This window comes from Bacillus sp. ISL-7, from assembly GCF_018613065.1.
The window spans coordinates 49,306-73,976 of sequence record NZ_JAGGQW010000054.1 but is presented as its reverse complement, the minus strand read 5'-3'; the positions used below and the strand labels follow the sequence as shown (position 1 = coordinate 73,976).

The window sequence follows — 24,671 nt, the reverse complement described above, 5'->3', positions numbered from 1 at the left end:
AAGAACCCTGAAAGATGATCAGGTTGATAGGTCAGAGGTGGAAGCGTGGTAACATGTGGAGCTGACTGATACTAATCGTTCGAGGACTTAACCAATTTATTGGGCATACTCATTTTTACAACTTCTTCTGTATTATCTAGTTTTGAGGGAATGAAAAAAAAATAATTTTCCTCTTGAAAAATATGAAAAAGACATTATAATAAAATAGTGTCGAATAAATGGTCTGGCAATTATGGCGAGAAGGTCACACCCGTTCCCATACCGAACACGGAAGTTAAGCTTCTCAGCGCCGATGGTAGTTGGGACATGCGTCCCTGTGAGAGTAGGACGTTGCCAGGCTGTAATACTATTATTCCGCAGTAGCTCAGTGGTAGAGCTATCGGCTGTTAACCGATCGGTCGTAGGTTCGAGTCCTACCTGCGGAGCCATTATGGAGAGCTGTCCGAGTGGCCGAAGGAGCACGATTGGAAATCGTGTAGGCGGGTAACCCTGTCTCAAGGGTTCAAATCCCTTGCTCTCCGCCATAATTTCTTTAAAAGATATGGCCCCTTGGTCAAGCGGTTAAGACACCTCCCTTTCACGGAGGTAACACGGGTTCGAGTCCCGTAGGGGTCACCAAAGTTTTTTACGCACTAGCGAAAAATAACATTCATTAATGTGGAGGATTAGCTCAGCTGGGAGAGCATCTGCCTTACAAGCAGAGGGTCGGCGGTTCGAGCCCGTCATCCTCCACCATATTTTCAAATTAGATTATTATTATTGTCGCGGGGTGGAGCAGTCCGGTAGCTCGTCGGGCTCATAACCCGAAGGTCGCAGGTTCAAATCCTGTCCCCGCAATTGGTCTGGTAGTTCAGTTGGTTAGAATGCCTGCCTGTCACGCAGGAGGTCGCGGGTTCGAGTCCCGTCCAGACCGCCATTTTCATTTGGCAAACTGTTATGGCTCAGTAGCTCAGTCGGTAGAGCAAAGGACTGAAAATCCTTGTGTCGGCGGTTCGATTCCGTCCTGAGCCACCATTTATATTAAAAACTTGCCGGGGTAGCTCAATTGGTAGAGCAACTGACTTGTAATCAGTAGGTTGGGGGTTCAAGTCCTCTCGCCGGCACCAGAAGTTACACAGTGAATATAATATGTGGAGGGGTAGCGAAGTGGCTAAACGCGGCGGACTGTAAATCCGCTCCCTCCGGGTTCGGCGGTTCGAATCCGTCCCCCTCCACCATTTATAGGGGTATAGTTTAAAGGTAGAACGAAGGTCTCCAAAACCTTTGGTGTGGGTTCAATTCCTACTACCCCTGCCAATTATATTGTGGCGATTGTGGCGAAGTGGTTAACGCACCTGATTGTGGTTCAGGCATTCGTGGGTTCGATTCCCATCAGTCGCCCCATAATATGATTATTAAATAATTAGAATAACATTGGGCTATAGCCAAGCGGTAAGGCATCGCACTTTGACTGCGACATGCGTTGGTTCAAATCCAGCTAGCCCAGCCAATTTGCGGAAGTAGTTCAGTGGTAGAACATCACCTTGCCAAGGTGGGGGTCGCGGGTTCGAATCCCGTCTTCCGCTCCAATGTATATGGCGGCATAGCCAAGTGGTAAGGCAGAGGTCTGCAAAACCTTTACCACCGGTTCGAATCCGGTTGCCGCCTCCATAAAACATTTGCTAGGTATGGATTAAAACAGGTAATTAGATTTTGCCGGGGTGGCGGAACTGGCAGACGCACAGGACTTAAAATCCTGCGGTAGGTGACTACCGTACCGGTTCGATTCCGGTCCTCGGCATTGCTTTATCAAAACAATTTTATACGCGCCGGTGTGGCGGAATTGGCAGACGCGCACGACTCAAAATCGTGTTCCGTGAGGAGTATCGGTTCGACCCCGATCACCGGTATCAATTTGTTTTAAAAAGAAAGTTGCTCATAAAAATATGAGCAACTTTTTTTGACTAAATTTTATTTTGCTCTTTTCTAAAAGATTGTTGCTCATAAAATTCGCCCATAAAAACACTAGAATCGCCCATAAAAGTTCGAAATTCGCTCATTAAAACCCAAGATTCGCTCATAAAACTCAAAAATTCGCCCATTGAATAGTAAATCGTTAAATCAATCAAAAAATCCAGATAATGGAGTGTAATTTTACACAAAATATCAATTTTTATGAGCATCTTATTTATAATTACATCATTATTGACGAAAACAGACTAATGGTATAATCCATAATCTCCATAATCTTTTATGAAGACTGTCAAACTAAAATTCTTGTTTCTTTCCCAAAATAATGCACCACTCTTAAATAAATTCGACAAAATTTGCGTTTTTCCCTTGACGATACTAAAAATAGTGTGTAATATAGAAAAGGTCAGTTGATGAACCAAAAATTTGTCACTTATTAATGCGGGTGTAGTTTACTGGTAAAACCTCAGCCTTCCAAGCTGATGTAGTGGGTTCGATTCCCATCACCCGCTCCATACATATTAACTAACGCAGTGTATCGTTACATAAGAGAACGATGCATTGCGTTTTTTTCTATACAAAGAAAAAGATGCCCTATGGACACCTAAGGATTTGGAAGGAAGCATCTCCTCCATGTAATTTTGTAAACATATTCATTAAAGATTCTGTTAGTTTCATCGCGTTTTCAACGTCGGTTGAAGGCCTCAAATAAATAATTTGCAGGGCATTTTTAGTAGCAAAAGTTACTGGTGTTCTCTCAGAATCGACGAATGGGCTTCCAAATGGCCCCAGTTCATCACAAGATACAATTAGTCGATTTAAAGAATTTATTCGCCCATTCAATCCGGTATATTCCTCACCCACCGTTCCCAACCGAATGCTCACCCGTCCCTTTATGAGATTCAGGTCATATATTCCGATTGGTACTTGATATTGTAAAGAGAAAAAATTATTTATATCTATCGCACTCTGAACGGAAGTAAGGTAATTTTGTTTTTGTACTCTCCTGTATAACGCCTCTACTGAGGGTCGATACCTGTTCGGGTCTTTACCGATTTTTTTAAAAATAGTACGCCATTCCTGAATGCCGGAGAGTTCAGTAACATTTTTATTTTCTAAATCAAAATAAATAGATTCTTGGAAAAGCTGGAGTCTTCCTTTTATCATTTGCTGCGATTCCCCGACCATAATATCTTTATATTCAATTATCCCCAGCTTAAAGTTAGGTATTTGCTCAAATAATTCCTGTGAGAGTTGAATTTCCAACCATTCCACCTCCAAAATTCATTGAAAATAGTTTATCATAAATAGATGCGCATCTAATAATATAACAAGCCAATTATTAAAATAAATGACTTCTAGGGAAGGAGGGGATCAAATGGATGTCCTAAACTTAAAGGAAGAACTCATCGCCTATAGTAAAGAAATTGGAATCGATAAAATTGGTTTCACAACCGCAGACACGTTCACTGAATTGAAAAACCGATTAATAAGGCAACAGGAACTCAAATACCAATCAGGATTTGAAGAACCAGATATAGAGAAAAGAGTGACCCCTTCATTATTACTAGAGGAACCTCGTTCGATCATTTCCATTGCCATTGCTTACCCTTCCAAAATGAATAACCGTGTTGAGAGTAAAAAGGGTGAGAGAAGAGGGATTTTCAGCAGGGCCTCTTGGGGTCTCGACTATCATCATGTTCTCAAGGACCGGCTGCACAAACTTGAGGAGTATATCTCTGCAAAAATGCCAGAAGCTAGGTTAAAATCGATGGTTGACACTGGAGAACTCTCAGACCGCGCTGTGGCCGAGCGTGCTGGAATTGGTTGGAGCGGAAAAAATTGTTCCATTATTACACCGGAGTTCGGATCATATGTTTATCTTGGGGAAATGATTACCAGTATCCCTTTTGAACCAGATACACCAATTGAAAATCAATGCGGGTCATGCACAAAGTGTTTGGATGCTTGTCCAACAGGGGCACTTATACAAGGTGGACAAATTAATGCACAGCGCTGTATTTCTTATTTAACACAAACAAAAACATTTATCCCAGATGAGTTTAGAGACAAAATTGGTAACCGCGTCTATGGCTGTGATTCTTGCCAAACAGCATGTCCGGTTAACAAAGGGAAGAATTTTCATTTCCATGAGGAACTTGAAGCAGATTCTGATATTGCCAAACCGTTACTAAAGCCCATCTTAAAATTAAGTAATCGGGAGTTTAAAGCTAAATTTGGTTACGTTGCTGGTTCATGGCGAGGGAAAAAGCCGATTCAACGGAATGCGATTATCGCGCTTGCCCATTTTAAGGATATAACATCGATTCCCGAATTAGTGGATGTATTAGAAAATGAGGGAAGCCCAGTATCAAGAGGAACAGCTGCCTGGGCCCTTGGGAAAATTGGCGGTGAAACTGCTTTTGCTGCCTTAAAAAAAGCTCAAGAGCTTGAAACCGATCTGGAAGTACAAAATGAAATAGAAAAAGGTTTAAGTTATTATAGGTAAAAATGAGTGAACTCAAGGGTTTGCTCATTTTTTTTGATTGAAATCCTGTCTTCTCTCATATGTATGAGAGAAAGGGGTGAGAAATATGCTTCATTTGATACAAGATTTATTTGATAAAAGAGTAAATCAATTTGTCTCCGATAAAAGAACACATAAAGTATTTTTTCCAAAGGCTGAAATAAAACAAAGTGCATTGTCAAAAAGGTCTGCAGAAATTGTCAAAGTAAAAGCAGCCGGCAGAATCATAGAAAGAAATGAAGAGGATGAATTTCAAACAGTAAAATATCATGCTCATTATCAATATTTAATTAAACAAAAAGGTATTCTTTACTTGGAGGAAGAAGTCGAAGAAAGATTAGCTAAGTTTTATAAAGAGGCTTTAGTGATGGATGAGGAAATCAACCCTTATGACCATCAAGAGCCTTATCAAGTACCAATTACACAGAGCTTTGAGGATAGTGATGAACGATTAAGCTTTCAATACAACCGCTTAAAAGCTGTACAATATGCGGAACGCTGGTGGAATAGCTACAATCCAGCCTACAAAAAATTTGAGAATGATTGCACCAACTTTATTTCACAATGCCTCCATACGGGCGAAGCGCCGATGAGAGGCTATCCAAATCGGAGCACAGGGTGGTGGCTCCAAAATAAGAATTGGAGCTACAGTTGGGCGGTGGCACACTCATTTAAGCTTTATTTTGCACATTCTAAAAGTGGTTTACGGGCACGGGAAGTCAGTAGTCCTGATCAATTATTATTAGGTGATGTTATTTGTTACGATTTTGAAGGGGATGGAAGATTTAATCATAATACAATTGTTACGGGTAAGGATGCCCATGGAATGCCGTTAGTGAACGCCCATACCTATAATAGCCGAATGAGGTATTGGGCATATGAAGATTCATCTGCCTACACACCTAAAATAAAATATAAGTTTTATACGATTCTGGGTTAAAAATGCATCATTATTGAAAGGATAAATCATAGTGGTATAATGGCATGTAGAGTTTTTTATCGAGGTGAGAAACGTGTCAATAAATGTAGTATTATATCAGCCACAGATTCCTTCTAATACAGGAAATATAGCAAGAACATGCGCCGGAACAGATACCAATTTACATTTAATCCGTCCATTAGGTTTTTCGACCGATGACAAAATGTTAAAAAGAGCAGGTTTGGATTATTGGCAACACGTTAATATTGTCTACTATGATTCACTTGATGACTTTTATGAAAAGAATGCTGGCGGTGATTTTTTTTATATCACAAAATTTGGTCAAAAGCCTTTTAGCAGCTTTGATTATAGTAATTCAAGCAAAGATTACTATTTTATCTTTGGACGGGAAACGACAGGACTTCCGAAAGATGTTATTGAAAATAACAAAGACTTCAGTTTGCGGATCCCTATGAATGAAAATATTCGTTCCTTAAATTTATCCAATACAGCTGCCATTCTTATTTATGAAGCACTTCGTCAGCAAAACTATGCACATTTAAAATAATAAAAGGAGGTCCTGTCGGGCCTCCTTTTGATGAAATGAAAGGAAGTTTGTCATGAATGAAGTTATCAAAACAATTCTTAATCATCGCTCCATTCGTCATTTTGAGGACAAGCCATTAGCAGATGAACAAATCAAAACGATTGTTACTAGTGCCCAAGCAGCGGCAACATCAAGTTTTATTCAAGCCTACTCTATTATTGGTGTTAAGGACAAAGAGAAAAAGAAAAAATTAGCTGAGATTGCTGGTAACCAAGAATATGTTGAAAAAAATGGTCACTTTTTTGTTTTTTGCGCCGATCTTTATCGTCACACCATTATTGGGGAGAAGGAACAAAAAGATGTTACTCCATCTATCGAAAGTACTGAAAAGTTCATGGTTGCTCTAATAGATGCTTCTTTAGCTGCACAAAATGCAGCGATTGCAGCGGAATCGCTTGGGTTAGGAATATGTTACATAGGTGGAATTCGTAATAACCTAGAAGAAGTTAAAAAGCTTTTAAAGACACCTGAGCGGGTTATTCCTTTGTTCGGACTAGCTGTTGGAGTTCCAACCAAATTGACAGACAAAAAACCTAGGCTCCCGTATGAGCATGTTTACCATGAAGATGAATATCAACAAAACTCTGATGTTTATCTTAGTCAACTGCAAAAATATGATGAATTAATTTCTTCCTATTATGAAGAGCGGACCAATGGGAAAAGAAAGGACCGCTGGACTGACCAAATAGCTACTATGCTTGATAGGAAGAGTAGAATGTATATGAAGGAGTTTGTTCAAACAAATAAACTTAATCTTAAATAAAAAAACTGCCGATTGGCAGTTTTTTTATTTTGAAGAACCTGGTTTGTCATTATAACCCGATGTGAAGATTGCCGCTAAAAACGTGACCATTACTAAACAAACGATGAAAGTGTTCATATTTATGTAATCCTCCTTCGTCATACATTTTTCATTTTTATCACACATATAGTTTTATTATAGCCTATCTTATAAAAATGAAAAGAGGGAGATTCTTTTTATTAATACAAAAAAGATAGACGCTACTTGGAATGGTACGCATGTTCAAAAGCTTATCAGCATAGAGTATATTAATCGTCTCATGATTAACCTACAGGGGGAGGGCCTTATGGATATTCTAAAAAAAATCGAGATGTATCGCGAAGAAGAAGAAAAGCTACGGTGGGAAGGGTCATTCGCAGATTATTTACAGTTGTTGAAAGAGAAGCCATGGGTTGCACAGTCGGCACATTCACGAGTTTATAATATGCTTAAAGATGCAGGAATTACTGAAGAAAAAGGGACGAAAAAGTACGAATTCTTTAGCAATCAATTATTTGGTTTAGAGGAATCGCTGGAACGGCTTGTTGAAGAATACTTCCATCCGGCAGCAAAAAGGCTGGATGTAAGGAAGCGTATTTTGTTATTAATGGGTCCTGTAAGTGGAGGGAAGTCAACTCTTGTTACCATGCTAAAAAGGGGACTTGAAGCTTACTCTCTCACGGATAGAGGCTCTGTGTTTGCCATTAAAGGATGCCCAATGCATGAAGATCCACTTCATTTAATTCCACATCATTTACGCAAGGATTTCCATGATGAGTATGGAATTCGCATCGAAGGTAATCTTTCTCCATTGAATATGATGCGTCTAGAACAGGAGTATGGTGGACGAATCGAAGATGTTTTAGTAGAAAGAATCTTCTTCTCCGAAGATAAGCGAACTGGAATCGGAACATTTAGCCCATCCGATCCAAAATCACAGGATATTGCCGATTTAACAGGAAGTATTGATTTTTCAACCATTGCGGAATTTGGTTCCGAATCAGATCCACGTGCCTATCGCTTCGATGGTGAGCTTAATAAGGCGAACCGTGGAATGATGGAATTCCAGGAGATGTTAAAGTGTGATGAGAAATTCCTTTGGCACTTGTTGTCTCTAACTCAAGAGGGGAATTTCAAAGCAGGCCGGTTTGCCTTAATTAGTGCTGATGAGCTAATCGTAGCGCACACGAACGAAACGGAGTATCGCTCCTTTATCTCCAATAAGAAAAATGAAGCACTCCACTCAAGGATAATTGTTATGCCTATTCCTTATAACTTGAAGGTGTCACAAGAAGAGAGAATTTATGAAAAGATGATTAATGAGAGTGATGTTTCTGATGTTCACATTGCACCACATACATTAAAGGTAGCAGCGATGTTTACCATCCTTACTCGCTTAAAGGAACCGAAAAAAGGCGATATTGATTTACTTAAGAAAATGCGCCTTTATGATGGAGAAAGTGTGGAGGGCTTTAATACGGCGGATGTGGATGAACTTAAGAAGGAATATCCAGATGAAGGTATGAGTGGTATTGATCCTCGTTACGTGATTAACCGGATTTCATCCACGATCATTCGTAAAGAAATACCTTCAATTAATGCACTTGATGTATTAAGATCATTAAAAGATGGGCTGGATCAACACCCGTCCATCACTACAGAGTTACGTGAACGTTATATGAATTATATCTCATTAGCCCGTAAAGAGTATGATAATATTGCCAAGAAGGAAGTCCAAAAAGCATTTGTTTATTCATACGAAGAGTCAGCTAAAACGTTAATGGATAATTACCTTGACAATGTTGAAGCTTATTGCAACAAATCGAAGCTTCGCGATCCACTTACTGGAGAAGAAATCAATCCAGATGAAAAGCTCATGCGTTCCATTGAAGAACAAATCGGCATCTCTGAAAATGCGAAAAAGGCTTTCAGGGAAGAAGTACTAATAAGAATTTCTGCTTTTGCAAGAAAAGGCAAACGTTTTGACTATAACTCTCATGACCGCCTGCGTGAAGCCATTCAAAAGAAATTGTTTGCAGATTTAAAGGATGTAGTAAAAATCACCACTTCATCGAAAACACCTGATGAACAGCAATTGAAAAAGATTAATAACGTGGTGGCCAGGTTGGTTGATGAGCATGGCTATAATACAACATCAGCTAATGAATTGCTGCGTTATGTTGGTAGTCTATTAAATAGATAAGTGGATTAAAATAGCTAGGACTGGCAGAAGGTAATCTGTCAGTCTATTTTTTTCCTTATGATGATAAGGAGAAATCCCGGTGCATCCACATGGATAATTTGTCCAATTTAGTAGGCAAAAGCACAATTGTCAAAATAATTTGTAAATTATTCTATTTTTCTGCATAGGATAAAGTAATCCATATTTATCTTAATTTTTCATTCGAGTTATATTATGAATTTGATAAAAATTTGTGCATTTTGGAAACTAATAAATTAATAAGGAGGGGTTTACATTGTCAGTTAACAACCATCAATATGTCATTTCAAGAGAAGATTGGTCCCTCCATCGTAAAGGCCACGATGATCAGCAGAGGCATCAGGAAAAAGTCCAGGAGGCAATTCGCAACAATCTTCCAGACTTAATTACAGAAGAGAGCATAATTATGTCTAATGGTCGAGATGTAGTAAAAATTCCGATTCGTTCATTGGACGAATATAAAATTCGTTATAATTATGACAAAAACAAACACGTGGGCCAAGGTGATGGTGACAGTCAAGTAGGTGATGTCGTTGCACGTGACGGTTCTAGCGGCCAAAAGGGACCAGGTAAAGGCCAAGGAGCAGGAGACCAAGCAGGCGAAGATTATTTTGAGGCAGAAGTATCATTAATGGAGCTTGAGGAAGCCCTATTTAAACAATTAGAGCTTCCAAATTTAAAGAGAAAAGAACAAGAAGAGCATCTCGTTGAAAATATTGAATTCAACGATATACGAAAAACAGGTTTAATGGGGAATATCGATAAGAAACGAACGATGATGTCTGCATTTAAAAGGAATGCAATGAGCGGGAAGCCTGCTTTTCACCCTATTTATAAGGATGATTTGAAATTTAAGACTTGGAATGAAGTAGTTAAACCGGATTCCAAAGCGGTGGTCATCGCAATGATGGATACAAGTGGAAGTATGGGGATATGGGAGAAATATATGGCACGCAGCTTTTTCTTCTGGATGACACGCTTTTTAAGAACGAAATATGAAACAGTGGAAATTGAGTTTATTGCGCACCATACTGAGGCTAAAGTTGTTACTGAGGAGGACTTTTTCTCTAAGGGTGAAAGCGGTGGGACAATTTGTTCATCTGCATACCGCAAAGCCTTAGAAATCATTGATGCCAAGTACAATCCACGTAAGTTCAACATCTATCCATTCCACTTCTCAGACGGTGATAATCTCACATCGGATAACGCCCGCTGCGTGAAGCTAGTTGAGGAATTAATGAAGGTGTCAAACATGTTCGGGTATGGAGAGGTAAATCAATACAATCGCCATTCAACCTTAATGTCAGCCTATAAGAACATTAAAGATGATCAATTCCGCTACTATATTCTTAAGCAAAAAGCAGATGTATTTCATGCGATGAAGAGCTTTTTCCAAGCCGAAGAATCGAAATTATTCGCTTAACAAAAACGACTGGTGTCAGGCACCAGTCGTTTTTTGCTATTGCTACAAGTTACTTTACATTAAGCTTTGTGGAATTGGTAAAGATGACAGGGGGATAGCAGAAGATACCCGATTTCTTAAGTGGAATCCAATTTGGATTATTAATACAAATGAAAGGCGATGACTGAGTGTCATCGCCTTTTTGTGTTTACTATCTTATGCAGCTTTATCAATGGAAGTGATGTATTCTTTACCTTTCTTTGAATCAAATCGTCCTTCCCACTTAGACATAACGATTGCTGCCAATGAGTTACCGAATACATTAACAACGGTACGAGCCATATCTAGAAGTCTATCGATACCCGCTATAAATGCGAGGCCTTCTAGTGGAATGCCTACAGTTCCTAAAGTTGCTAATAGAACCACAAAAGAAACACCCGGTACACCTGCAATTCCTTTGGATGTAACCATTAATACTAACATTAAAGAAATTTGTTGAGAAATACTTAAATCGATTCCGTACATTTGAGCAATGAAAATTGCTGCTAGCGCTTGATAGAGGGTAGAACCATCTAAGTTAAATGAATAACCTGTTGGAATAACAAAGGAAACAACATCTTTCGGACACCCGTATTTCTCCATTTTTTCCATCACTTTTGGCAAGACGCTTTCTGAACTGGCCGTTGAAAAAGCTAAAATTATTTCGTCCTTTAATATCTTTGTAATATGAAGAATGCTGGTCCCACATATCTTTGCTATAGCACCTAACACAACAACAATAAAAAAGAACATTGCGGCATAAACACAAATGACTAATTTTCCAAGGGGAATTAAGGACGCTACTCCAAATTTTGAAACCGTTACACCTATAAGGGCAAAAACGCCAAATGGTGCAAATTTCATAATCCGATTTGTTACCCAAAACATGGCATCGGCCGTACCTTGGAAGAATGCAAGAACTGGTTTTCCTTTTTCACCGATTGCTGCAATTCCTAACCCAAACATAACGGAAAAGAAAATGATAGGAAGCATGTCCCCATTTGCTATAGATTCGAAGATATTTTTCGGAACAATATTAACAAATGTATCCATAAAACTATGACTTGTTACTTCACTTGTTGAGTCTACATATGTTTGTATATCGCCTTTAGCCAGTTTGGCCATATCCACACCTACACCTGGCTTAAAAATATTCGCTGCAAGCAAACCTATTATGATAGCGATTGATGTAACAATTTCAAAGTAAAGAATGGTTTTCCCACCGAGTTTACCTAACTTTTTCATATCCCCGGTTCCGGCAACACCAAGGATTAGTGTTGAAATAACAATGGGAACCACAATCATTTTTATCATTCGAATAAAGATGTCACCAATGGGCTGTAAATAGGTTGCAACTGCAGGATTTCCGTAAAAAATGGCTCCGACAATAATCCCTAAAATCAATCCAACAAGTATTTGATAACCTAAGCTAAACTTAAATTTTTTCATCCAATATCCTCCTTAAAATATAAAGTGCAAACGCTTACTATTTTTTCTGTAAATTTTAGAATGTAAGTTAATTATATAAGGAGATTATTAAATCCTACAAAATCCGACATAACTGATTATAAAATATTTACGTTATTTTGAATTGACAGAAAAAATCCCAGAACTTAGCTAAAGATCTGGGGAAATAAATCGTTTCTTTTATGAAGTTTGAGAGTATTTTTCTGCTGTATCAAGGAACAAAACTTGGAGGAATTTTTTAATATTAATTTTTACTTTCGTTGCTTCATTGCTATTTTGATTCAATTCTTTCATTCGTACCCTTATTTCTTGAAAATCGAAATAACGGGGTGCATAATATTCAAAATTGGGGTTGGTATAATCCAATGTTCCTAATGAAGCCAAGTTGTTAAGTGCGGCTATAATGGCTCTGCGGAGACGCTGTTCAATCGATTTCGTTTCTTTTTTAATATCCAGGATGTCTGCTTTATTCGAACTGGAAATAGCTTCGTATAAATCCTTGAGAGGGGGCAATAGTGCAGAGGAATCATTGCGATTTATTAAAAATTCCATCATCAAAACCATATCCCCACTTCCTGATTCTCCGATAATCCCCATATCATTTAATATGGAATATACGATTTCTTTCACACTTAGTTGTTTTTGCGTAAACTTGTCTGATTCCATGTATGCCAGGGATTCCCGAATAGTCATTAACGATTGTCTAAGGCGATATTGTCCTACTGTTTTTTTTAGAATGCTTTGTACTTCTAATCGGTTGATTGGTTTATGAATAAAGAACTCAACACCCTTTTCATAAGCTTCACCGACAATTTCTTTATTTTCGATTTGAGAAATCATGATGAATTGTCCTTGAAATCCTTGAATCCTCAATTGTTCAATTGTTTCAATTCCGTCGAGATTAGGCATTAAAAAGTCGATTAAGACAACATCTGGACGGATTGAAAGGATGAGCGGAAGCGAATGGGCGCCAGATTCTGCTTCACCGACTACATCTCCTAGCTTGCCCTCTGAAATGATTTTCTTTAGCATTCTACGACTTGCTGTATCGTCGTCAACTATAAAATATCTCAGTTTTATTCACCTTTCTTTCTTATGTTATCGGTAGGAATTTTGATTCGAAAAGTAGTACCTTCATCTTGTGATTCTACTTCAATTTGGCCTTGAAGAGTATGAACAATTTCATGTACATGAGATAGACCAATCCCTGTTGCACCAACCCCATGATTATTGAATTTTGTTGTATAACCAGGTTCAAAGATGATTGATAGGTCCTCTTCGGGAATTCCATTTCCAGAATCGTTTATAGTGAAATAAATAAACTCTAGTTCCTCGAAGATATCTATATCGATTTTTCCTTTTTCCGAAATGGCCTCAACAGCGTTAGCGGTCAGATTATTCAATAATGCCAGTAATTGAATTTTTTGATGGGTATAAAAATCGGTAGAAATTGTCAGATTAAACGATATTTTTTTTTCTAACATTTCACTATATTTTTCATTTGCTGTAACCACAAATCCTAGCACATCAGAAAGAAAAAGATCATCATTACTTTTTTGAATCGTTATCTTGGACAGACCTGAAAGTATCCGCTGTGAATCCTTTTTCACTTCATGTATTTCTTGAGCAATGAGCAATGCTTGCACGCTTAGCTCGCCCTGATTGCTCTTCTTTAATTTTCGATATAAATCATGGCAAGATGCCGTGATTTGTTCAATATGATTCATTGATTTCTGAAGGTAGAGAGTTTCCGAATATAATTCCGATCCAACTTCGAGCATTTCTTGCATCCGTTTTTTTTGTTCCGAAACAGTTATGGAACTATATAGTCCTACAACAAAGTAGCTCCGGAATAAGGCAACCCCGCTTAATAATGCCCATTCGCTAAAGCTTGAGTTCACATGATTTAATAACAGGTAGCGCATCAGGTGCTCTGCGCCGTTTGCGATAAACTCTATTCCTGCAGCCAAAAAACCAAGTATAAGGGGAAAAGTTTTGTATTTCTCTATTTTAATCAAGCTGAGCCCTAAACCAAACAAGAAATAAAACAGAAATGCAGGCAGATGATTCTTTATGTTTGCCAAGAAAGGAACGGGATCGATCATCAAATCTCCAAGAATGCGAAAACAAACGACAATCATGCCAGTGAAGAACCCAGTTAGAGCTAATGAAGCTGGTGGCTGAATAAGAATTATTAGAAAAAAAGTAATACTTCCTAATCCGAAACGAAAAGCCTCCCCATTGAAAGGAATTACTTTGATTTCGCTAGCAAACGCGGTTAACAGACCAGTAAGAATTAAGGAAATCCATCTAGATTTGTTAAAAAATATCTCAAAAAATGAAAATGAAGAAAACATTTATGTCTCCTTTGAAGTAATGAAGGCACCTAACTAAACAGGTGCCTTTACTTATCAAGATAATTTATTTTACCATTTCCTGAGGCAAATCAATATACTATAACCTGTTTTTTGTGAATGTATCAAAAGATGTCATTTTTCATCTATATGATGCGGATGGCGATGTGCTTGCACCAGATAATAAAATTTCTTTAAGAAAAGTAAACATACTGCCATTTAAAAGATTGATTAAATAAATTCAATCGTATAAACATGGACTTCATGTATTTCATGCGATGAAGAGCTTTTTCCAAGCCGAAGAAGCGAAACTATTCGCATAAAAGAAACGACAGGTGCCTGACACCTGTCGTTCTTTTTTATTCAATCGATAGAATTCCACTTTGACCTTGAGGCGTGTGTCCTTGTTTCTTTACATTTAATTTTGTTAGGTTCGTAAAGATAATAGGAGTAACAGTAGATGGAGCGTACTTCTTGATAAAATCTAAATCAAATTTTAGAATTTCTTGCCCTTTTGTAATCTGCTCGCCTTCTTTTACAAGAACTGTAAAACCTTCTCCTTTTAAATTCACAGTATCCATCCCAACATGGATGAGAATTTCATATCCTTGTTTTGATTTGAGTCCAAGGGCATGTTTTGTTGGAAATATATTAATGATTTCACCGTCAACAGGTGAAACTACTGAACCTTTAGATGGAACGATTGCAAAACCATCACCCATCATTTTTTGTGAAAAGACCTGGTCTGGAACCTCATGAAGTGGAATAATTTCTCCTTCAATAGGCATAATAAATTCTTTTTCCGAAAGAGGTAGTTTCCGATTCTCTTTCACTGATGTGTCTTCGTTGGGAATTATATCAAGATTTACATTGTCCATATCAATTTTCTTCATAGCATCAGCAACAAATTCTACTTCTGTACCAACCACGATTTGCAGATTGGTTTTATTTAACTTCATAATTCCTTTAGCACCATGCGCTTTGAGGGCAGATTCGCTTACCTTCTCCATATCCTTAATATTTAAGCGAAGGCGTGTTGTGCAATTATCAATTGTTGTAATGTTTTCTCTTCCACCAATATCATTAATAAAATGATAAGCCATCGTTTCATATTTATTGTTACCAACAGTGGCAGCGGGAGTCGCATTATCGAAGTTTTCGTCATCATCCTCACGGCCAGGTGTTTTAAGATTAAATGCTTTAATTAATCCGTAGAAAATAACGAAATAAATAACGGCGTAGACAAGACCTACTACTAATAACAATAATGGCTTTTCAGCGATGTTAAAGTTTAATGCATAATCAATAGCACCTGCAGAAAAAGTGAAACCATCACGAATACCAAGCATCGATGTGATCACAAAGGATAATCCTGTTAAAACAGCATGAACACCATATAATAATGGAGCAATAAACATAAATGAAAACTCAACTGGTTCTGTAATCCCTGTGAGGAATGAAGTCAATGCTAGACCAATAAACATTCCTAATGTAGCTTTTCTTTTCTCCGGTTTTGCGGCAGCCACAATAGCAAACGCTGCACCAGGAAGTCCAAACATCATAACTGGGAAGAATCCAGTCATATAACCGCCCGCAGATGGATCTCCAGCAAAGAAACGAGCAATATCTCCGGTTTTACCAGCATACTCTCCAAATTGGAACCAGAATAAACTGTTTAATACATGGTGCAAGCCTAAAGGAATGAGCAGACGGTTTAAAAAACCGAAAATACCTGACCCTATTGCTCCTAAGCCTATAATCCAGTTGCCGAGCCCATTAATGCCATCCTGAATCGGCGGCCAAGCAAATCCGGCAATTCCAGCTAAAAGAACCATTGCAATGGAAGTAATAATTGGAATAAACCTTCGGCCACTAAAGAAGCCTAACCACTCAGGCAACTTTATATCATGGAAGCGATTGTATAATAATCCCGCAATAATCCCGGCTAATATTCCTCCAAGAACTCCCATATTAATATCTTTATCAATTGCTTTTGTTCCTTCAGTTAAAACCAAGTAACCTATTGCACCGGATAATGCAGCGGCACCGTTGTTATCCTTTGAAAAACCAATGGCTACTCCTATCGCAAAGATTAATGCTAAGTTTGCAAAAATTGCGTTTCCTGCATTTGCTATAAATGGAATATCTAATAAATCGGGTTGTCCAAACCGAAGCAATAGCCCTGCAGCAGGCAATACTGCTATCGGAAGCATTAATGCTTTACCAATCCGTTGTAAAAATCCTAACATAATAGTCCTCTCCTTTTTAAAAGTCATTCTAGTGAAAGCGCTTTTCCATCAGTAAATATATCACTAAATATTTATAGATGTCTATACCAATTTTTAATCCAATAATAGATATTTAAATTCCTTTACGATAATTGATGACCGAAAGGTGGAAAATTTGAGTAATTCGATTCAATTAAATTGGTATAGACAACTAGAAAAGGGTGATGCTAATATATAGTATAGAAATACCCGAAAGGAAGTAATTTCAATGATTCAAAAAATTAATCATATTTTGCTTAAGCGAATCCAAGTTTATGCAGAAGATATATTAATTGAAAATGGATTTATTAAAATTAATAACGGAAAAATAGTGGAAATCGGATCAATGGAAGAACTTGAAAATGAGAATGAATTTGAAGTTATTGAACTTCCTGGGCACTATAAAGCAATTCCCGGTTTAATCGATGTTCATATTCATGGGGTCAATGGTGCTGATACGATGGACGCCACTAAGGAAGCACTAGACACAATGGTTACAGCTTTACCGAAAGAAGGAACTACGAGTTTTTTAGCCACAACAATGACCCAAGAAGGTAAACAAATTGAAAATGCTTTAATAAATGCAGCGCAATACATTGAAAAGCAGAAACCAAATGGAAAGGCCGAAATACTTGGCCTCCATCTTGAAGGGCCGTTTGTAAACGCAAAAAGAGCAGGGGCACAGCCGATACAGCATATTATTGATCCAGACCTTGCTTTGTTTCAAAAGTGGCAAAATCTTACAAACGGAAATATTAAACTTGTTACACTTGCGCCAGAGCGTCCAGGTGGATTAGAAATGATTCGATATTTAAAGTCAAATGGGATCATTGCATCAATTGGTCACACCGATGCAACCTTTGATGAGGTTGATCAAGCCATTGATGCTGGTGCAAACCACGTAACCCATCTTTTTAATCAAATGAGGGGACTGCATCATCGTGAACCTGGTGTCGTGGGTGCAGCTTTTTTACGAGATGAATTAAAAGCTGAAATTATCGTGGATGGGGTGCATGTTCGTCCGGAAATGGTAAAACTTGCTTTCAAACAAAAGCAAAGTGAAGGGTTAATCTTAATAACCGATTCCATGCGGGCGAAATGTTTGAAAAATGGTAAATATGATCTTGGTGGTCAAGAGGTAACGGTAAGAAATGGAAAAGCAGTCCTTGAGGACGGAACCCTGGCAGGAAGTATTTTAAAATTGGGGCATGCAGTAAAAAATATTATTGCTTACACTAGCTGTCCACTTGAAGACGCCATTGAAATGGCTTCAGTAAATCCAGCAAAGCAGTTGAATATGTATGATCGGAAAGGCAGTATTGCTGTTGGAAAAGATGCAGACATTGTCATTCTAGATGAGCAACTGGAAGTTTATATGACACTTTGCCATGGGGCAATTGCATTTAATAGGGAGGAAAACTCAAAATGAGAATTATCGAAGTAAAAGATTATCAACAAATGAGTAACAGAGCGGCTGAATTTATCATTGAAAAGGTAGTTCAGAATCCAAGTATTAAACTTGGATTAGCAACAGGTGGGACACCAATCGGAACCTATAAAAGTCTAATCGAGGATCACAAAATGAATGGGACGTCTTATCAGAAAGTAACCACATTTAATTTGGATGAGTACACGGGACTATCAGGTGATAATAAGAACAGCTACCGGTATTTTATGAATAACCAACTTTTTAATTATATTGATATGAATAAAGCTAAAACAAATATTCCAAGCGGTATTGCTGCTGATTTTCAAGAAGAATGCAATCGTTATGAAGATTTAATTGCAAAGCATGGCGGCGTTGATTTACAAATTCTCGGAATTGGCAGTAATGGGCATATTGGATTCAATGAACCAGGAACTTCCTTTGGTTCCAAAACGCATATTGTAAAGTTAGCACCTTCAACCATTCAAGCAAATGCAAGATTTTTTAACCGAATTGATGAGGTTCCTACAAATGCGATTACGATGGGGATTGCAACCATTATGAAAAGCAAAGAAATTCTTCTTCTCGTTTCAGGTGAAAAGAAAAAAGAAGCACTGTTTAGACTTTTGAACGGCGAAATTAATGAAAGTTTTCCTGCATCCGTGTTGAAAAATCATCCCTGTGTTACAATTATTGCAGATAAAGCGGCAATAGCAGATCTAAAGATTCACTATAGCGCAAAGGTGCCAATGTAAAGGAAAGGGTGCAGTTGGAGGAAAATGATTAATAAGAATTCTCCCATTCCAATTTATTATCAACTTGAAGGATATATCAAAGAGTTAATTGAAAACGGCGAATTGCGACCTGGTGATTCTCTCCCTCCTGAGAGAGAATATGCGGAGAAATATCAAATTAGCCGGATGACCGTTAGACAGGCCTTTACACAGTTAGTAAATGAGGGCTATTTATATCGTTTGCAAGGAAAAGGAACATTTGTTGCAGAAAGAAAAATCGAACAGCCCCTTCAGGGATTAACAAGCTTCACAGAAGATATGAAGGCAAGAGGATTGGAACCAGGGAGCCAATTAATCCACTTTGAAATTATACCCGCGACAAAACAAATAGCAGGTCAGCTTTTGATTTCAGAATATGGACCCGTTTATGAAATCAAACGGATTCGTATGGCAGATAGTGTCCCAATGGCCTTAGAAACAAATTATATTTCAGCAAATCTCGTTAAAGGACTTACGGAACAAATTGTAAATAAATCCCTATACGCACATATTGAAGGACAGTTAGACTTAAAAATTGATAGCGCTTCTCAGATTATTGAATCATCAGTTGCCAGCCAAAGTGAGGCAAATTATTTAAAGATTAGCAAAGGGTCACCAGTTATGTTAATCCAAAGAAATACTTTTCTTAAAGATACTACCCCGGTTGAATTTGTTAAATCTGTATATCGTGCGGATCGTTACAAGTTTATGATTCAGATGAAACGCTGAAAACAAAGGAGATTATTTATCTTGTTCAATCTTTATTTTTCTAAGCTTAAAGAATTATTAAGCTTAATCGAAAAAGATGAAAATGAAAACCTAAAAAAAGCTGCAAAGAAAGTGGCCAAGTGCATCCAAAAGGATGGGATTGTTCATGTTTTTGGTTGCGGACATTCCCATATGCTTGGGGAAGAACTATTTTACCGAGCTGGTGGACTGGTTCCAATTAATCCAATCCTAATAGAAGATTTAATGCTGCATAAAGGGGCGGTTCGCTCCTCTCAATTAGAAAAAGAAAATGATTTTGCAGAACAATTCATGAAAAATGTTAAGATTCAACCTCAAGATGTTGTTATTGTCGCATCAACCTCTGGCAGGAATCCTGTGCCAATTGATGTGGCCGAGATTGCTAAAAATAAAGGTGCATTTGTCATTAGCGTCACATCGTATGTTTATACAAAAACCGTGAAGTCAAGACATAAAAATGGTAAATATTTGTATCATACGGCTGACCTTTCCATTGATAATCATATTAAAGTGGGTGATGCATTAATGGAGCACGAGTCAATTGGTGTAAACTTTGGTTCAGGTTCAACGGTTGTAGGGACAGCAATTGTTAACGGAATAATGGTTGAAGCCATCCGCATAATGATTGAAAATAATTTTGAACCGCCAATCTTTAAAAGTGGCAATGCAGATGGTGCCGAAGAACATAATCGAGACCTTATTAACAAATATAAAGGCCGAATTCCGATTCTGGAAAATTGACCCTTAAAAACAAGCCGACAGTTTCAATAGTTGGTTTTTTTTTGTGGAAAATTGTTATTATACCCGATTATTAAATACGTTTATTTTCCATCAATACTTTCTTTGAAAAACATTAACACTATAAAGGCAACATGAATTTCAAAAGGAGGTATTTCGATTGATAAAAAAACCAGTTGGGTTACTGTTAACAGCGGTCTTAACAATGGGCCTTGCTGCTTGTAATAACAATGATAATAAAGAGATAAATGATCAAGGGTCAAATCGTATAGGAATGAACACGAATAACAGAAACAATACCCCTTATATGGATGTACGTAATGGGAGAGATGATGGGATCGACCACAATGGTCCTTTAACTGAGGATTATACGAACAATAATAACAGCGAATCTGATTCTGATGTAAATTTTTATAACAATAAACGAAAAAATAAGAAAAATTACAACAACAATGATGATATGATTTCTGCATATCAAACAAATTTGAACAGTAATCAATACCCTCATACAAGGGCGGTATTAATCCAAGATGCAAAGTACCAGTTTATTCGTCTCGATCCTAGACTAGGTAATTTGGCACTCCAACAGATCCAACCTTATATTCAGCAGCAAAGACCGAATGGACAAGCACCAGTCCAACAACAACCGGCACCAATTCAACAACAACCAGCACCAGCACCTATCCAACAACAGCCAGCACCGAAGCAACAACGGCCAGCTCCACCACAAGCCCAACCTGCACCAAAACAGCCATCTACTACACAAAATAATGCACCGGCTACTGGGACAGTTAGTCAATACGTACAACAAGTAATTGACCTAACAAATGCCCAACGCAGTAAAAACGGACTTCCTGCTCTAAAGGCGGACACACAGTTAAACAGTGTTGCACAGAAAAAATCGTTGGATATGCAGCAAAAAAATTATTTTTCACATACAAGCCCTACCTATGGATCACCATTTGACATGATGAGAGATTTTGGCGTGACTTATAAATCTGCAGGTGAAAATATCGCACAAGGACAACGAACGCCACAAGAAGTAGTAACTGCTTGGATGAACAGTGAAGGGCATCGTAGAAATATCTTAAGTTCAAATTTTACTCATATTGGGGTAGGATTTGAAGCGACAGGCAAACATTGGACCCAAATGTTTATTGGTAAATAAAGCGAACAAACCGACAAAAGTTAATCTTCTGTCGGTTTGTTTTTTAAATGATAATATTTTCTTTTTTCATTATCGACGAAATCGTTGGAAATTTAAAATGAAAAGTGGTTCCCATTCCCACTTCACTTTCAGCCCAAACCGTGCCATCCATTGCACGTGCTATGCTGTAAACCACCATCATACCTAAGCCTGTTCCATTTTTTCCTTTTGTAGAATAAAATGGTTCTCCTAATCGCTCTAGTTGTTCTATGTTCATTCCTACACCAGTGTCCTTCACACTAATGGTTACATTGTTTTTACTATACTCCGTTGTGACAGTTAAATAACCTCCATTAGGCATTGCTTCAATCGCATTTTTGAGGACATTCACAAAGCATTGACGGAACTTTTGCCCATCCCCTTTTATAAACCCAATCACTGAAAAGTCTGTGTTAATCTCGACTGAATTTTGATGGGCTAAGGGCTGAAGAATATTAATTATTTGCCGTAATTCACTTTTTACATTTATTTCCTCAAATGACTCAATCGATGGTTTTGCAAAGGTTAAATAATCTTGTATAACCCGTTCAGCCGAAATTAATTCCTCTTTTACAATCGATAAATATTCTTTCCGTTTATGCCTTGAAAGATAATCATCTTGCAGGAGCTGAACAAACCCGCTAGCTGCAGTTAGTGGATTTCGAATCTCATGGGAAATGGCAGCTCCCATTTGTTCAACTGCTTTTAACTTTTCAGCTTTAATCAGCTGCTGCTGCATTTCATTATTTCTTCTGACAAATTCAATCCCATATGAAATGATCCCAATCCCGAGAGAGGGAATGAATAAGAACGCAGTCCACGCATCCAGCCAATAGGAATGAGTATTGGCGAAACTCATCCCGATAACTGTAATAACGCCGAGGATTATTCCCAAACATACTGTAATGAAAATACGGCGTACTGGAATTTGCTTTAAAAACCAAGGATATAATCTCCAGAATATTATCGAGAGAGGTGCATAAAGCATAATGGTTTGAAAAAAGCCTAAATCAAAACCATAGAAACCCCGAATAATAATAATTACTCCTATAAGAATCGGGCCAATTCCCAAATAAAGGGCCCCCAAAACCAAAGGAATAATCCTTAAATCATATCGAACATATGAAATCGGATTGTATGAAAATTGAATACATAACCATAACATGGCAATAAAAAAAATTGTAAGTGAGGGTTTGGATAGGGTGAATTTTTTATAATCGAAAAAAATTAAACAAAAAAACAATAAAACGATATATATTGAGAGGTTTAAGAAAAGATGTTTCGTAATTTCCATTGTCTCACCATCCAAAAAGGGCTGATAGGAAAATTTTACATGTATTTTCCGCATTATACAACAAAATTTGCATAATATTTAGAAAAATATGTTTTGAATTGATAAAAAAAGGAAGGCTTGTATTATTTACAAGCCTTCCATGCTTAAAGGAGAAGATGAAATTGTATTTCTACCTTTTGTCTTAGATAAATATAATGCCGAATCAGCCATTTGAATTAATGCTTGCGGTTTTTCTAAAGTTGTTGGAACCATTGTGGCAAATCCAATACTTAACGTAACAATATCAGCAATGTCAGAACTAATATGAGGAATTTTAAGTAACTTAATTGTCTTCTGAATTTGATAAGCAATTTTCATCCCTTCCTCCATGGTTGTAGAGGGAGAGATGAGAGCAAATTCCTCACCTCCATAACGGCAAAAAGTATAATGAGAGTTAACAGTCATTTGATTGTTAATAGCTTGTGCAATTGATTGTAAGCAAAAGTCTCCAGTTAGATGGCCGTATGTATCATTGTATTTTTTAAAGTAATCAATATCAAACATAATTAATGTGATTGGTGTATGACTTATAGAAGAATTAGCCCATGCTTTATTAAGTGTTTCGTCAAAATATCTTCTGTTGGCGATCCCTGTTAGTCCATCTAAGTAGGATAGTTGATTGAGTAATTGATTTGCCTCTTGTAGTTTTTGTTCGGTAAGTTTTCGATCAGTAATATTTCTTGATACAATAATGACTTTCTTACTTCCATCTTCTTCGAAATGAACGCTTTTTAAAGTAGATTCAATCCAAACATAATCTCCTTTATTCGTACGGTACCTGTAAGTTGATTCAGCCCCACCCTCATGAAGTGCTTTTTTAAACATGTCTTTTGTTTGTACAACATCATCTGGATGAATAAAAACCTCCATTTTTTTTCCGAGAAGTTCAGGATACTCAAAATGAATAATTTCTTTTACAGCGGGTGAAATATAAATATATTCGGCTTTTTCGTTGTGCATTGTAATCATGTCACTTGAATATTCAGCTATGAGGCGAAAACGTTCTTCTGTTTCCTTCAATTTCATGACATTATGCTTTAATTGATTTTGTACTTCGTATGACTTCACCACGAAAACAAAAAAATGATAAGCAAAAAAACCACCAATGAGAGAAATTAAATAATGTATGGTTAAAACACTTTTGAGCATTTGGAAGTTGTCAATTCTGATAATGAAAATGATTGAAACAATTAATAAACCAATCAGATTCATTATGAAAGCCTTTAAAGTTCTGGAATAGTTTAATGTTGCGATTCCACCACAGAGGATGCCTGTTAATACAGCCCCGATTGCTCCCAATAAGGAAGATTCATTCATACCAAAAAGAAGGATTCTTCCTGCTGCAATAAGAACAGCAGCCAATAATGCTGGGATATACCCACCGAAAGTTGCTGCGATCACTATTGCCAAATGGCGTAGATCAGCAATCGTGTTTACGTTAATTTGAATGCTAAACGACATTAAAATATTCCCTAGAACTCCAAAACAAAATCCCCAATATAATTTTAAGGATAGCGGAGAGGAAGGATTAATTGGCTTATCTTTAAATAACACTCCCATAATAGAAAAGGAAGCAATTAATAGTGAGGCATTTGAAACAAAATCTTTTAACATGCATACTCTCCTGGAATAGTGAATAAAGTTCTTAGAGCTATTGTGCAATATTATTTCATAAATTATTTGCATCTTTCCAATTATACTATGAATTAGATATTTATAACAAAGTAAGATTAAAAAAGGCTCCCTTGTGACGTTCTTGAACAGTTAGTGTCAATTTTTTTTTAATTACATCAATATACTACTTCTGACTACAAACTATCTTAAGCACTTAATCACGTAAGAGAAGGGACCTTAATATTTGGAAAATTTTTTTATTAAACGCTTACAAAAAATCTGTTGACTGAGTAAATAGTCGATGATAAGATACAACTATA

The 24,671-nt window shown here is 37.3% G+C and carries 19 protein-coding genes, 17 tRNA genes and 2 rRNA genes; 31 read left to right on the top strand and 7 right to left on the bottom strand.

The genetic code is table 11. From position 1 onward, the window contains the following. From J7E66_RS22450 to J7E66_RS22360, 19 genes are all read left to right on the top strand, one after another. Nucleotides 1–95: ribosomal RNA gene (locus J7E66_RS22450) — 23S ribosomal RNA — on the top strand; the annotation flags it as partial. 127 nt (nt 96–222) lie between these two features. Next, a 5S ribosomal RNA gene (rrf, locus tag J7E66_RS22445) occupies nt 223–339 on the top strand. 14 nt (nt 340–353) lie between these two features. Next, nucleotides 354–428 (top strand) — tRNA-Asn (locus J7E66_RS22440). A gap of 4 nt (nt 429–432) precedes the next feature. Next, a tRNA-Ser gene (locus J7E66_RS22435) sits at nt 433–524 on the top strand. Nucleotides 525–543: 19 nt separating this feature from the next. Further along, nucleotides 544–618, top strand: a tRNA-Glu gene (locus J7E66_RS22430). Nucleotides 619–659: 41 nt separating this feature from the next. Further along, nucleotides 660–735, top strand: a tRNA-Val gene (locus J7E66_RS22425). 28 nt (nt 736–763) lie between these two features. Continuing rightward, nucleotides 764–837, top strand: a tRNA-Met gene (locus J7E66_RS22420). A gap of 2 nt (nt 838–839) precedes the next feature. After that, a tRNA-Asp gene (locus J7E66_RS22415) sits at nt 840–916 on the top strand. Between the two features lie 22 nt (nt 917–938). Continuing rightward, nucleotides 939–1,014 (top strand) — tRNA-Phe (locus J7E66_RS22410). A gap of 16 nt (nt 1,015–1,030) precedes the next feature. Then, nucleotides 1,031–1,106 (top strand) — tRNA-Thr (locus tag J7E66_RS22405). A 26-nt stretch (nt 1,107–1,132) separates the two neighbouring features. After that, nucleotides 1,133–1,217: transfer RNA gene (locus J7E66_RS22400), tRNA-Tyr, on the top strand. 5 nt (nt 1,218–1,222) lie between these two features. After that, nucleotides 1,223–1,296, top strand: a tRNA-Trp gene (locus J7E66_RS22395). An 11-nt stretch (nt 1,297–1,307) separates the two neighbouring features. Beyond that, nucleotides 1,308–1,383, top strand: a tRNA-His gene (locus J7E66_RS22390). Nucleotides 1,384–1,414: 31 nt separating this feature from the next. Beyond that, nucleotides 1,415–1,489: transfer RNA gene (locus J7E66_RS22385), tRNA-Gln, on the top strand. A 4-nt stretch (nt 1,490–1,493) separates the two neighbouring features. Further along, nucleotides 1,494–1,568 (top strand) — tRNA-Gly (locus J7E66_RS22380). 8 nt (nt 1,569–1,576) lie between these two features. Next, nucleotides 1,577–1,650 (top strand) — tRNA-Cys (locus J7E66_RS22375). Nucleotides 1,651–1,694: 44 nt separating this feature from the next. Next, a tRNA-Leu gene (locus J7E66_RS22370) sits at nt 1,695–1,780 on the top strand. A gap of 27 nt (nt 1,781–1,807) precedes the next feature. After that, nucleotides 1,808–1,889, top strand: a tRNA-Leu gene (locus J7E66_RS22365). Nucleotides 1,890–2,391: 502 nt separating this feature from the next. Next, nucleotides 2,392–2,465, top strand: a tRNA-Gly gene (locus J7E66_RS22360). A 79-nt stretch (nt 2,466–2,544) separates the two neighbouring features. On the opposite strand, the gene J7E66_RS22355 is transcribed toward J7E66_RS22360, so the two are convergent. After that, nucleotides 2,545–3,216 (bottom strand): B3/B4 domain-containing protein, encoded by a 672-nt coding sequence (locus J7E66_RS22355; RefSeq protein WP_215003936.1) that lies wholly within the window; start codon nt 3,214–3,216, stop codon nt 2,545–2,547. Nucleotides 3,217–3,328: 112 nt separating this feature from the next. On the opposite strand from J7E66_RS22355, the gene queG reads away from it, so the two are divergent. From queG to yhbH, 6 genes are all read left to right on the top strand, one after another. Beyond that, the gene (gene queG, locus J7E66_RS22350; RefSeq protein ID WP_215003934.1) at nt 3,329–4,459 is read left to right on the top strand and encodes a tRNA epoxyqueuosine(34) reductase QueG; all 1,131 of its coding nucleotides are present in this window, start codon (nt 3,329–3,331) and stop codon (nt 4,457–4,459) included. An 85-nt stretch (nt 4,460–4,544) separates the two neighbouring features. Further along, a complete protein-coding gene (locus J7E66_RS22345) occupies nt 4,545–5,417 on the top strand; it encodes an amidase domain-containing protein (RefSeq protein WP_215003932.1) in 873 nt (290 codons plus the stop codon). A gap of 73 nt (nt 5,418–5,490) precedes the next feature. Then, entirely contained in the window at nt 5,491–5,964 is a 474-nt protein-coding gene (gene trmL, locus J7E66_RS22340; RefSeq protein WP_215003930.1) for a tRNA (uridine(34)/cytosine(34)/5-carboxymethylaminomethyluridine(34)-2'-O)-methyltransferase TrmL, read from the top strand. A gap of 52 nt (nt 5,965–6,016) precedes the next feature. Then, nucleotides 6,017–6,766: an oxygen-insensitive NADPH nitroreductase gene (gene nfsA, locus J7E66_RS22335; RefSeq protein WP_215003928.1), complete on the top strand. Its 750-nt coding sequence runs from the start codon at nt 6,017–6,019 to the stop codon at nt 6,764–6,766. Between the two features lie 325 nt (nt 6,767–7,091). Next, complete coding sequence (locus J7E66_RS22330; protein ID WP_088085888.1) at nt 7,092–8,987, top strand: PrkA family serine protein kinase; 1,896 nt, start codon at nt 7,092–7,094, stop codon at nt 8,985–8,987. Nucleotides 8,988–9,261: 274 nt separating this feature from the next. Continuing rightward, nucleotides 9,262–10,428, top strand: a complete 1,167-nt coding sequence (gene yhbH, locus J7E66_RS22325) for a sporulation protein YhbH (protein ID WP_215003926.1) — start codon at nt 9,262–9,264, stop codon at nt 10,426–10,428. A 195-nt stretch (nt 10,429–10,623) separates the two neighbouring features. Here the strand turns inward: yhbH and J7E66_RS22320 are convergent, their stop codons facing one another. The 3 genes from J7E66_RS22320 to J7E66_RS22310 all read right to left on the bottom strand — a co-directional run bounded on the left by J7E66_RS22320 (nt 10,624) and on the right by J7E66_RS22310 (nt 14,270). Further along, nucleotides 10,624–11,895, bottom strand: a complete 1,272-nt coding sequence (locus J7E66_RS22320) for a cation:dicarboxylate symporter family transporter (protein ID WP_215003924.1) — start codon at nt 11,893–11,895, stop codon at nt 10,624–10,626. Between the two features lie 198 nt (nt 11,896–12,093). After that, nucleotides 12,094–12,987 (bottom strand): response regulator, encoded by an 894-nt coding sequence (locus J7E66_RS22315; RefSeq protein ID WP_215003944.1) that lies wholly within the window; start codon nt 12,985–12,987, stop codon nt 12,094–12,096. A gap of 2 nt (nt 12,988–12,989) precedes the next feature. After that, a complete protein-coding gene (locus J7E66_RS22310) occupies nt 12,990–14,270 on the bottom strand; it encodes an ATP-binding protein (protein WP_215003922.1) in 1,281 nt (426 codons plus the stop codon). Between the two features lie 92 nt (nt 14,271–14,362). On the opposite strand from J7E66_RS22310, the gene J7E66_RS33100 reads away from it, so the two are divergent. Then, nucleotides 14,363–14,506: a DUF3885 domain-containing protein gene (locus J7E66_RS33100; protein ID WP_483861500.1), complete on the top strand. Its 144-nt coding sequence runs from the start codon at nt 14,363–14,365 to the stop codon at nt 14,504–14,506. A gap of 120 nt (nt 14,507–14,626) precedes the next feature. On the opposite strand, the gene nagE is transcribed toward J7E66_RS33100, so the two are convergent. Continuing rightward, a complete protein-coding gene (nagE, locus tag J7E66_RS22305) occupies nt 14,627–16,516 on the bottom strand; it encodes an N-acetylglucosamine-specific PTS transporter subunit IIBC (RefSeq protein ID WP_215003920.1) in 1,890 nt (629 codons plus the stop codon). 247 nt (nt 16,517–16,763) lie between these two features. Between nagE and nagA the strand changes: the two genes are divergently transcribed. The 5 genes from nagA (at nt 16,764) to J7E66_RS22280 (ending at nt 21,386) form a co-directional block, all read left to right on the top strand. Continuing rightward, nucleotides 16,764–17,963, top strand: coding sequence for an N-acetylglucosamine-6-phosphate deacetylase (gene nagA, locus J7E66_RS22300; protein WP_215003918.1), 1,200 nt, complete (start codon nt 16,764–16,766; stop codon nt 17,961–17,963). Next, the gene (gene nagB, locus J7E66_RS22295) at nt 17,960–18,715 is read left to right on the top strand and encodes a glucosamine-6-phosphate deaminase (protein ID WP_215003916.1); all 756 of its coding nucleotides are present in this window, start codon (nt 17,960–17,962) and stop codon (nt 18,713–18,715) included. Before nagA ends, nagB begins: the two co-directional genes overlap by 4 nt. Nucleotides 18,716–18,739: 24 nt before the next feature. After that, entirely contained in the window at nt 18,740–19,462 is a 723-nt protein-coding gene (locus J7E66_RS22290; protein WP_215003914.1) for a GntR family transcriptional regulator, read from the top strand. Between the two features lie 21 nt (nt 19,463–19,483). After that, nucleotides 19,484–20,221 carry an SIS domain-containing protein gene (locus J7E66_RS22285; protein ID WP_215003912.1) on the top strand — a complete coding sequence of 246 codons (738 nt, stop codon included), beginning with the start codon at nt 19,484–19,486 and terminating at the stop codon, nt 20,219–20,221. 457 nt (nt 20,222–20,678) lie between these two features. Continuing rightward, entirely contained in the window at nt 20,679–21,386 is a 708-nt protein-coding gene (locus J7E66_RS22280) for a CAP domain-containing protein (RefSeq protein WP_215003942.1), read from the top strand. Between the two features lie 43 nt (nt 21,387–21,429). Here the strand turns inward: J7E66_RS22280 and J7E66_RS22275 are convergent, their stop codons facing one another. Both J7E66_RS22275 and J7E66_RS22270 read right to left on the bottom strand, forming a co-directional pair. Then, a complete protein-coding gene (locus tag J7E66_RS22275; RefSeq protein WP_308162564.1) occupies nt 21,430–22,476 on the bottom strand; it encodes an ATP-binding protein in 1,047 nt (348 codons plus the stop codon). 348 nt (nt 22,477–22,824) lie between these two features. Continuing rightward, complete coding sequence (locus tag J7E66_RS22270; protein ID WP_215003909.1) at nt 22,825–24,351, bottom strand: diguanylate cyclase domain-containing protein; 1,527 nt, start codon at nt 24,349–24,351, stop codon at nt 22,825–22,827. Between the last annotated feature and the right edge of the window lie 320 nt (nt 24,352–24,671).

What these genes read in the sequence shown, in the direction of transcription:
- queG (WP_215003934.1), top strand. Translation starts at nt 3,329, where the DNA reads ATGGATGTCCTAAACTTAAAGGAAGAACTCATCGCCTATAGTAAAGAA.
- J7E66_RS22345 (WP_215003932.1), top strand. Translation starts at nt 4,545, where the DNA reads ATGCTTCATTTGATACAAGATTTATTTGATAAAAGAGTAAATCAATTT.
- nfsA (WP_215003928.1), top strand. Translation starts at nt 6,017, where the DNA reads ATGAATGAAGTTATCAAAACAATTCTTAATCATCGCTCCATTCGTCAT.
- J7E66_RS22330 (WP_088085888.1), top strand. Translation starts at nt 7,092, where the DNA reads ATGGATATTCTAAAAAAAATCGAGATGTATCGCGAAGAAGAAGAAAAG.
- J7E66_RS22320 (WP_215003924.1), bottom strand. Translation starts at nt 11,895, where the DNA reads ATGAAAAAATTTAAGTTTAGCTTAGGTTATCAAATACTTGTTGGATTG.
- J7E66_RS22310 (WP_215003922.1), bottom strand. Translation starts at nt 14,270, where the DNA reads ATGTTTTCTTCATTTTCATTTTTTGAGATATTTTTTAACAAATCTAGA.
- nagE (WP_215003920.1), bottom strand. Translation starts at nt 16,516, where the DNA reads ATGTTAGGATTTTTACAACGGATTGGTAAAGCATTAATGCTTCCGATA.
- nagA (WP_215003918.1), top strand. Translation starts at nt 16,764, where the DNA reads ATGATTCAAAAAATTAATCATATTTTGCTTAAGCGAATCCAAGTTTAT.
- nagB (WP_215003916.1), top strand. Translation starts at nt 17,960, where the DNA reads ATGAGAATTATCGAAGTAAAAGATTATCAACAAATGAGTAACAGAGCG.
- J7E66_RS22290 (WP_215003914.1), top strand. Translation starts at nt 18,740, where the DNA reads ATGATTAATAAGAATTCTCCCATTCCAATTTATTATCAACTTGAAGGA.
- J7E66_RS22280 (WP_215003942.1), top strand. Translation starts at nt 20,679, where the DNA reads ATGATTTCTGCATATCAAACAAATTTGAACAGTAATCAATACCCTCAT.
- J7E66_RS22270 (WP_215003909.1), bottom strand. Translation starts at nt 24,351, where the DNA reads ATGTTAAAAGATTTTGTTTCAAATGCCTCACTATTAATTGCTTCCTTT.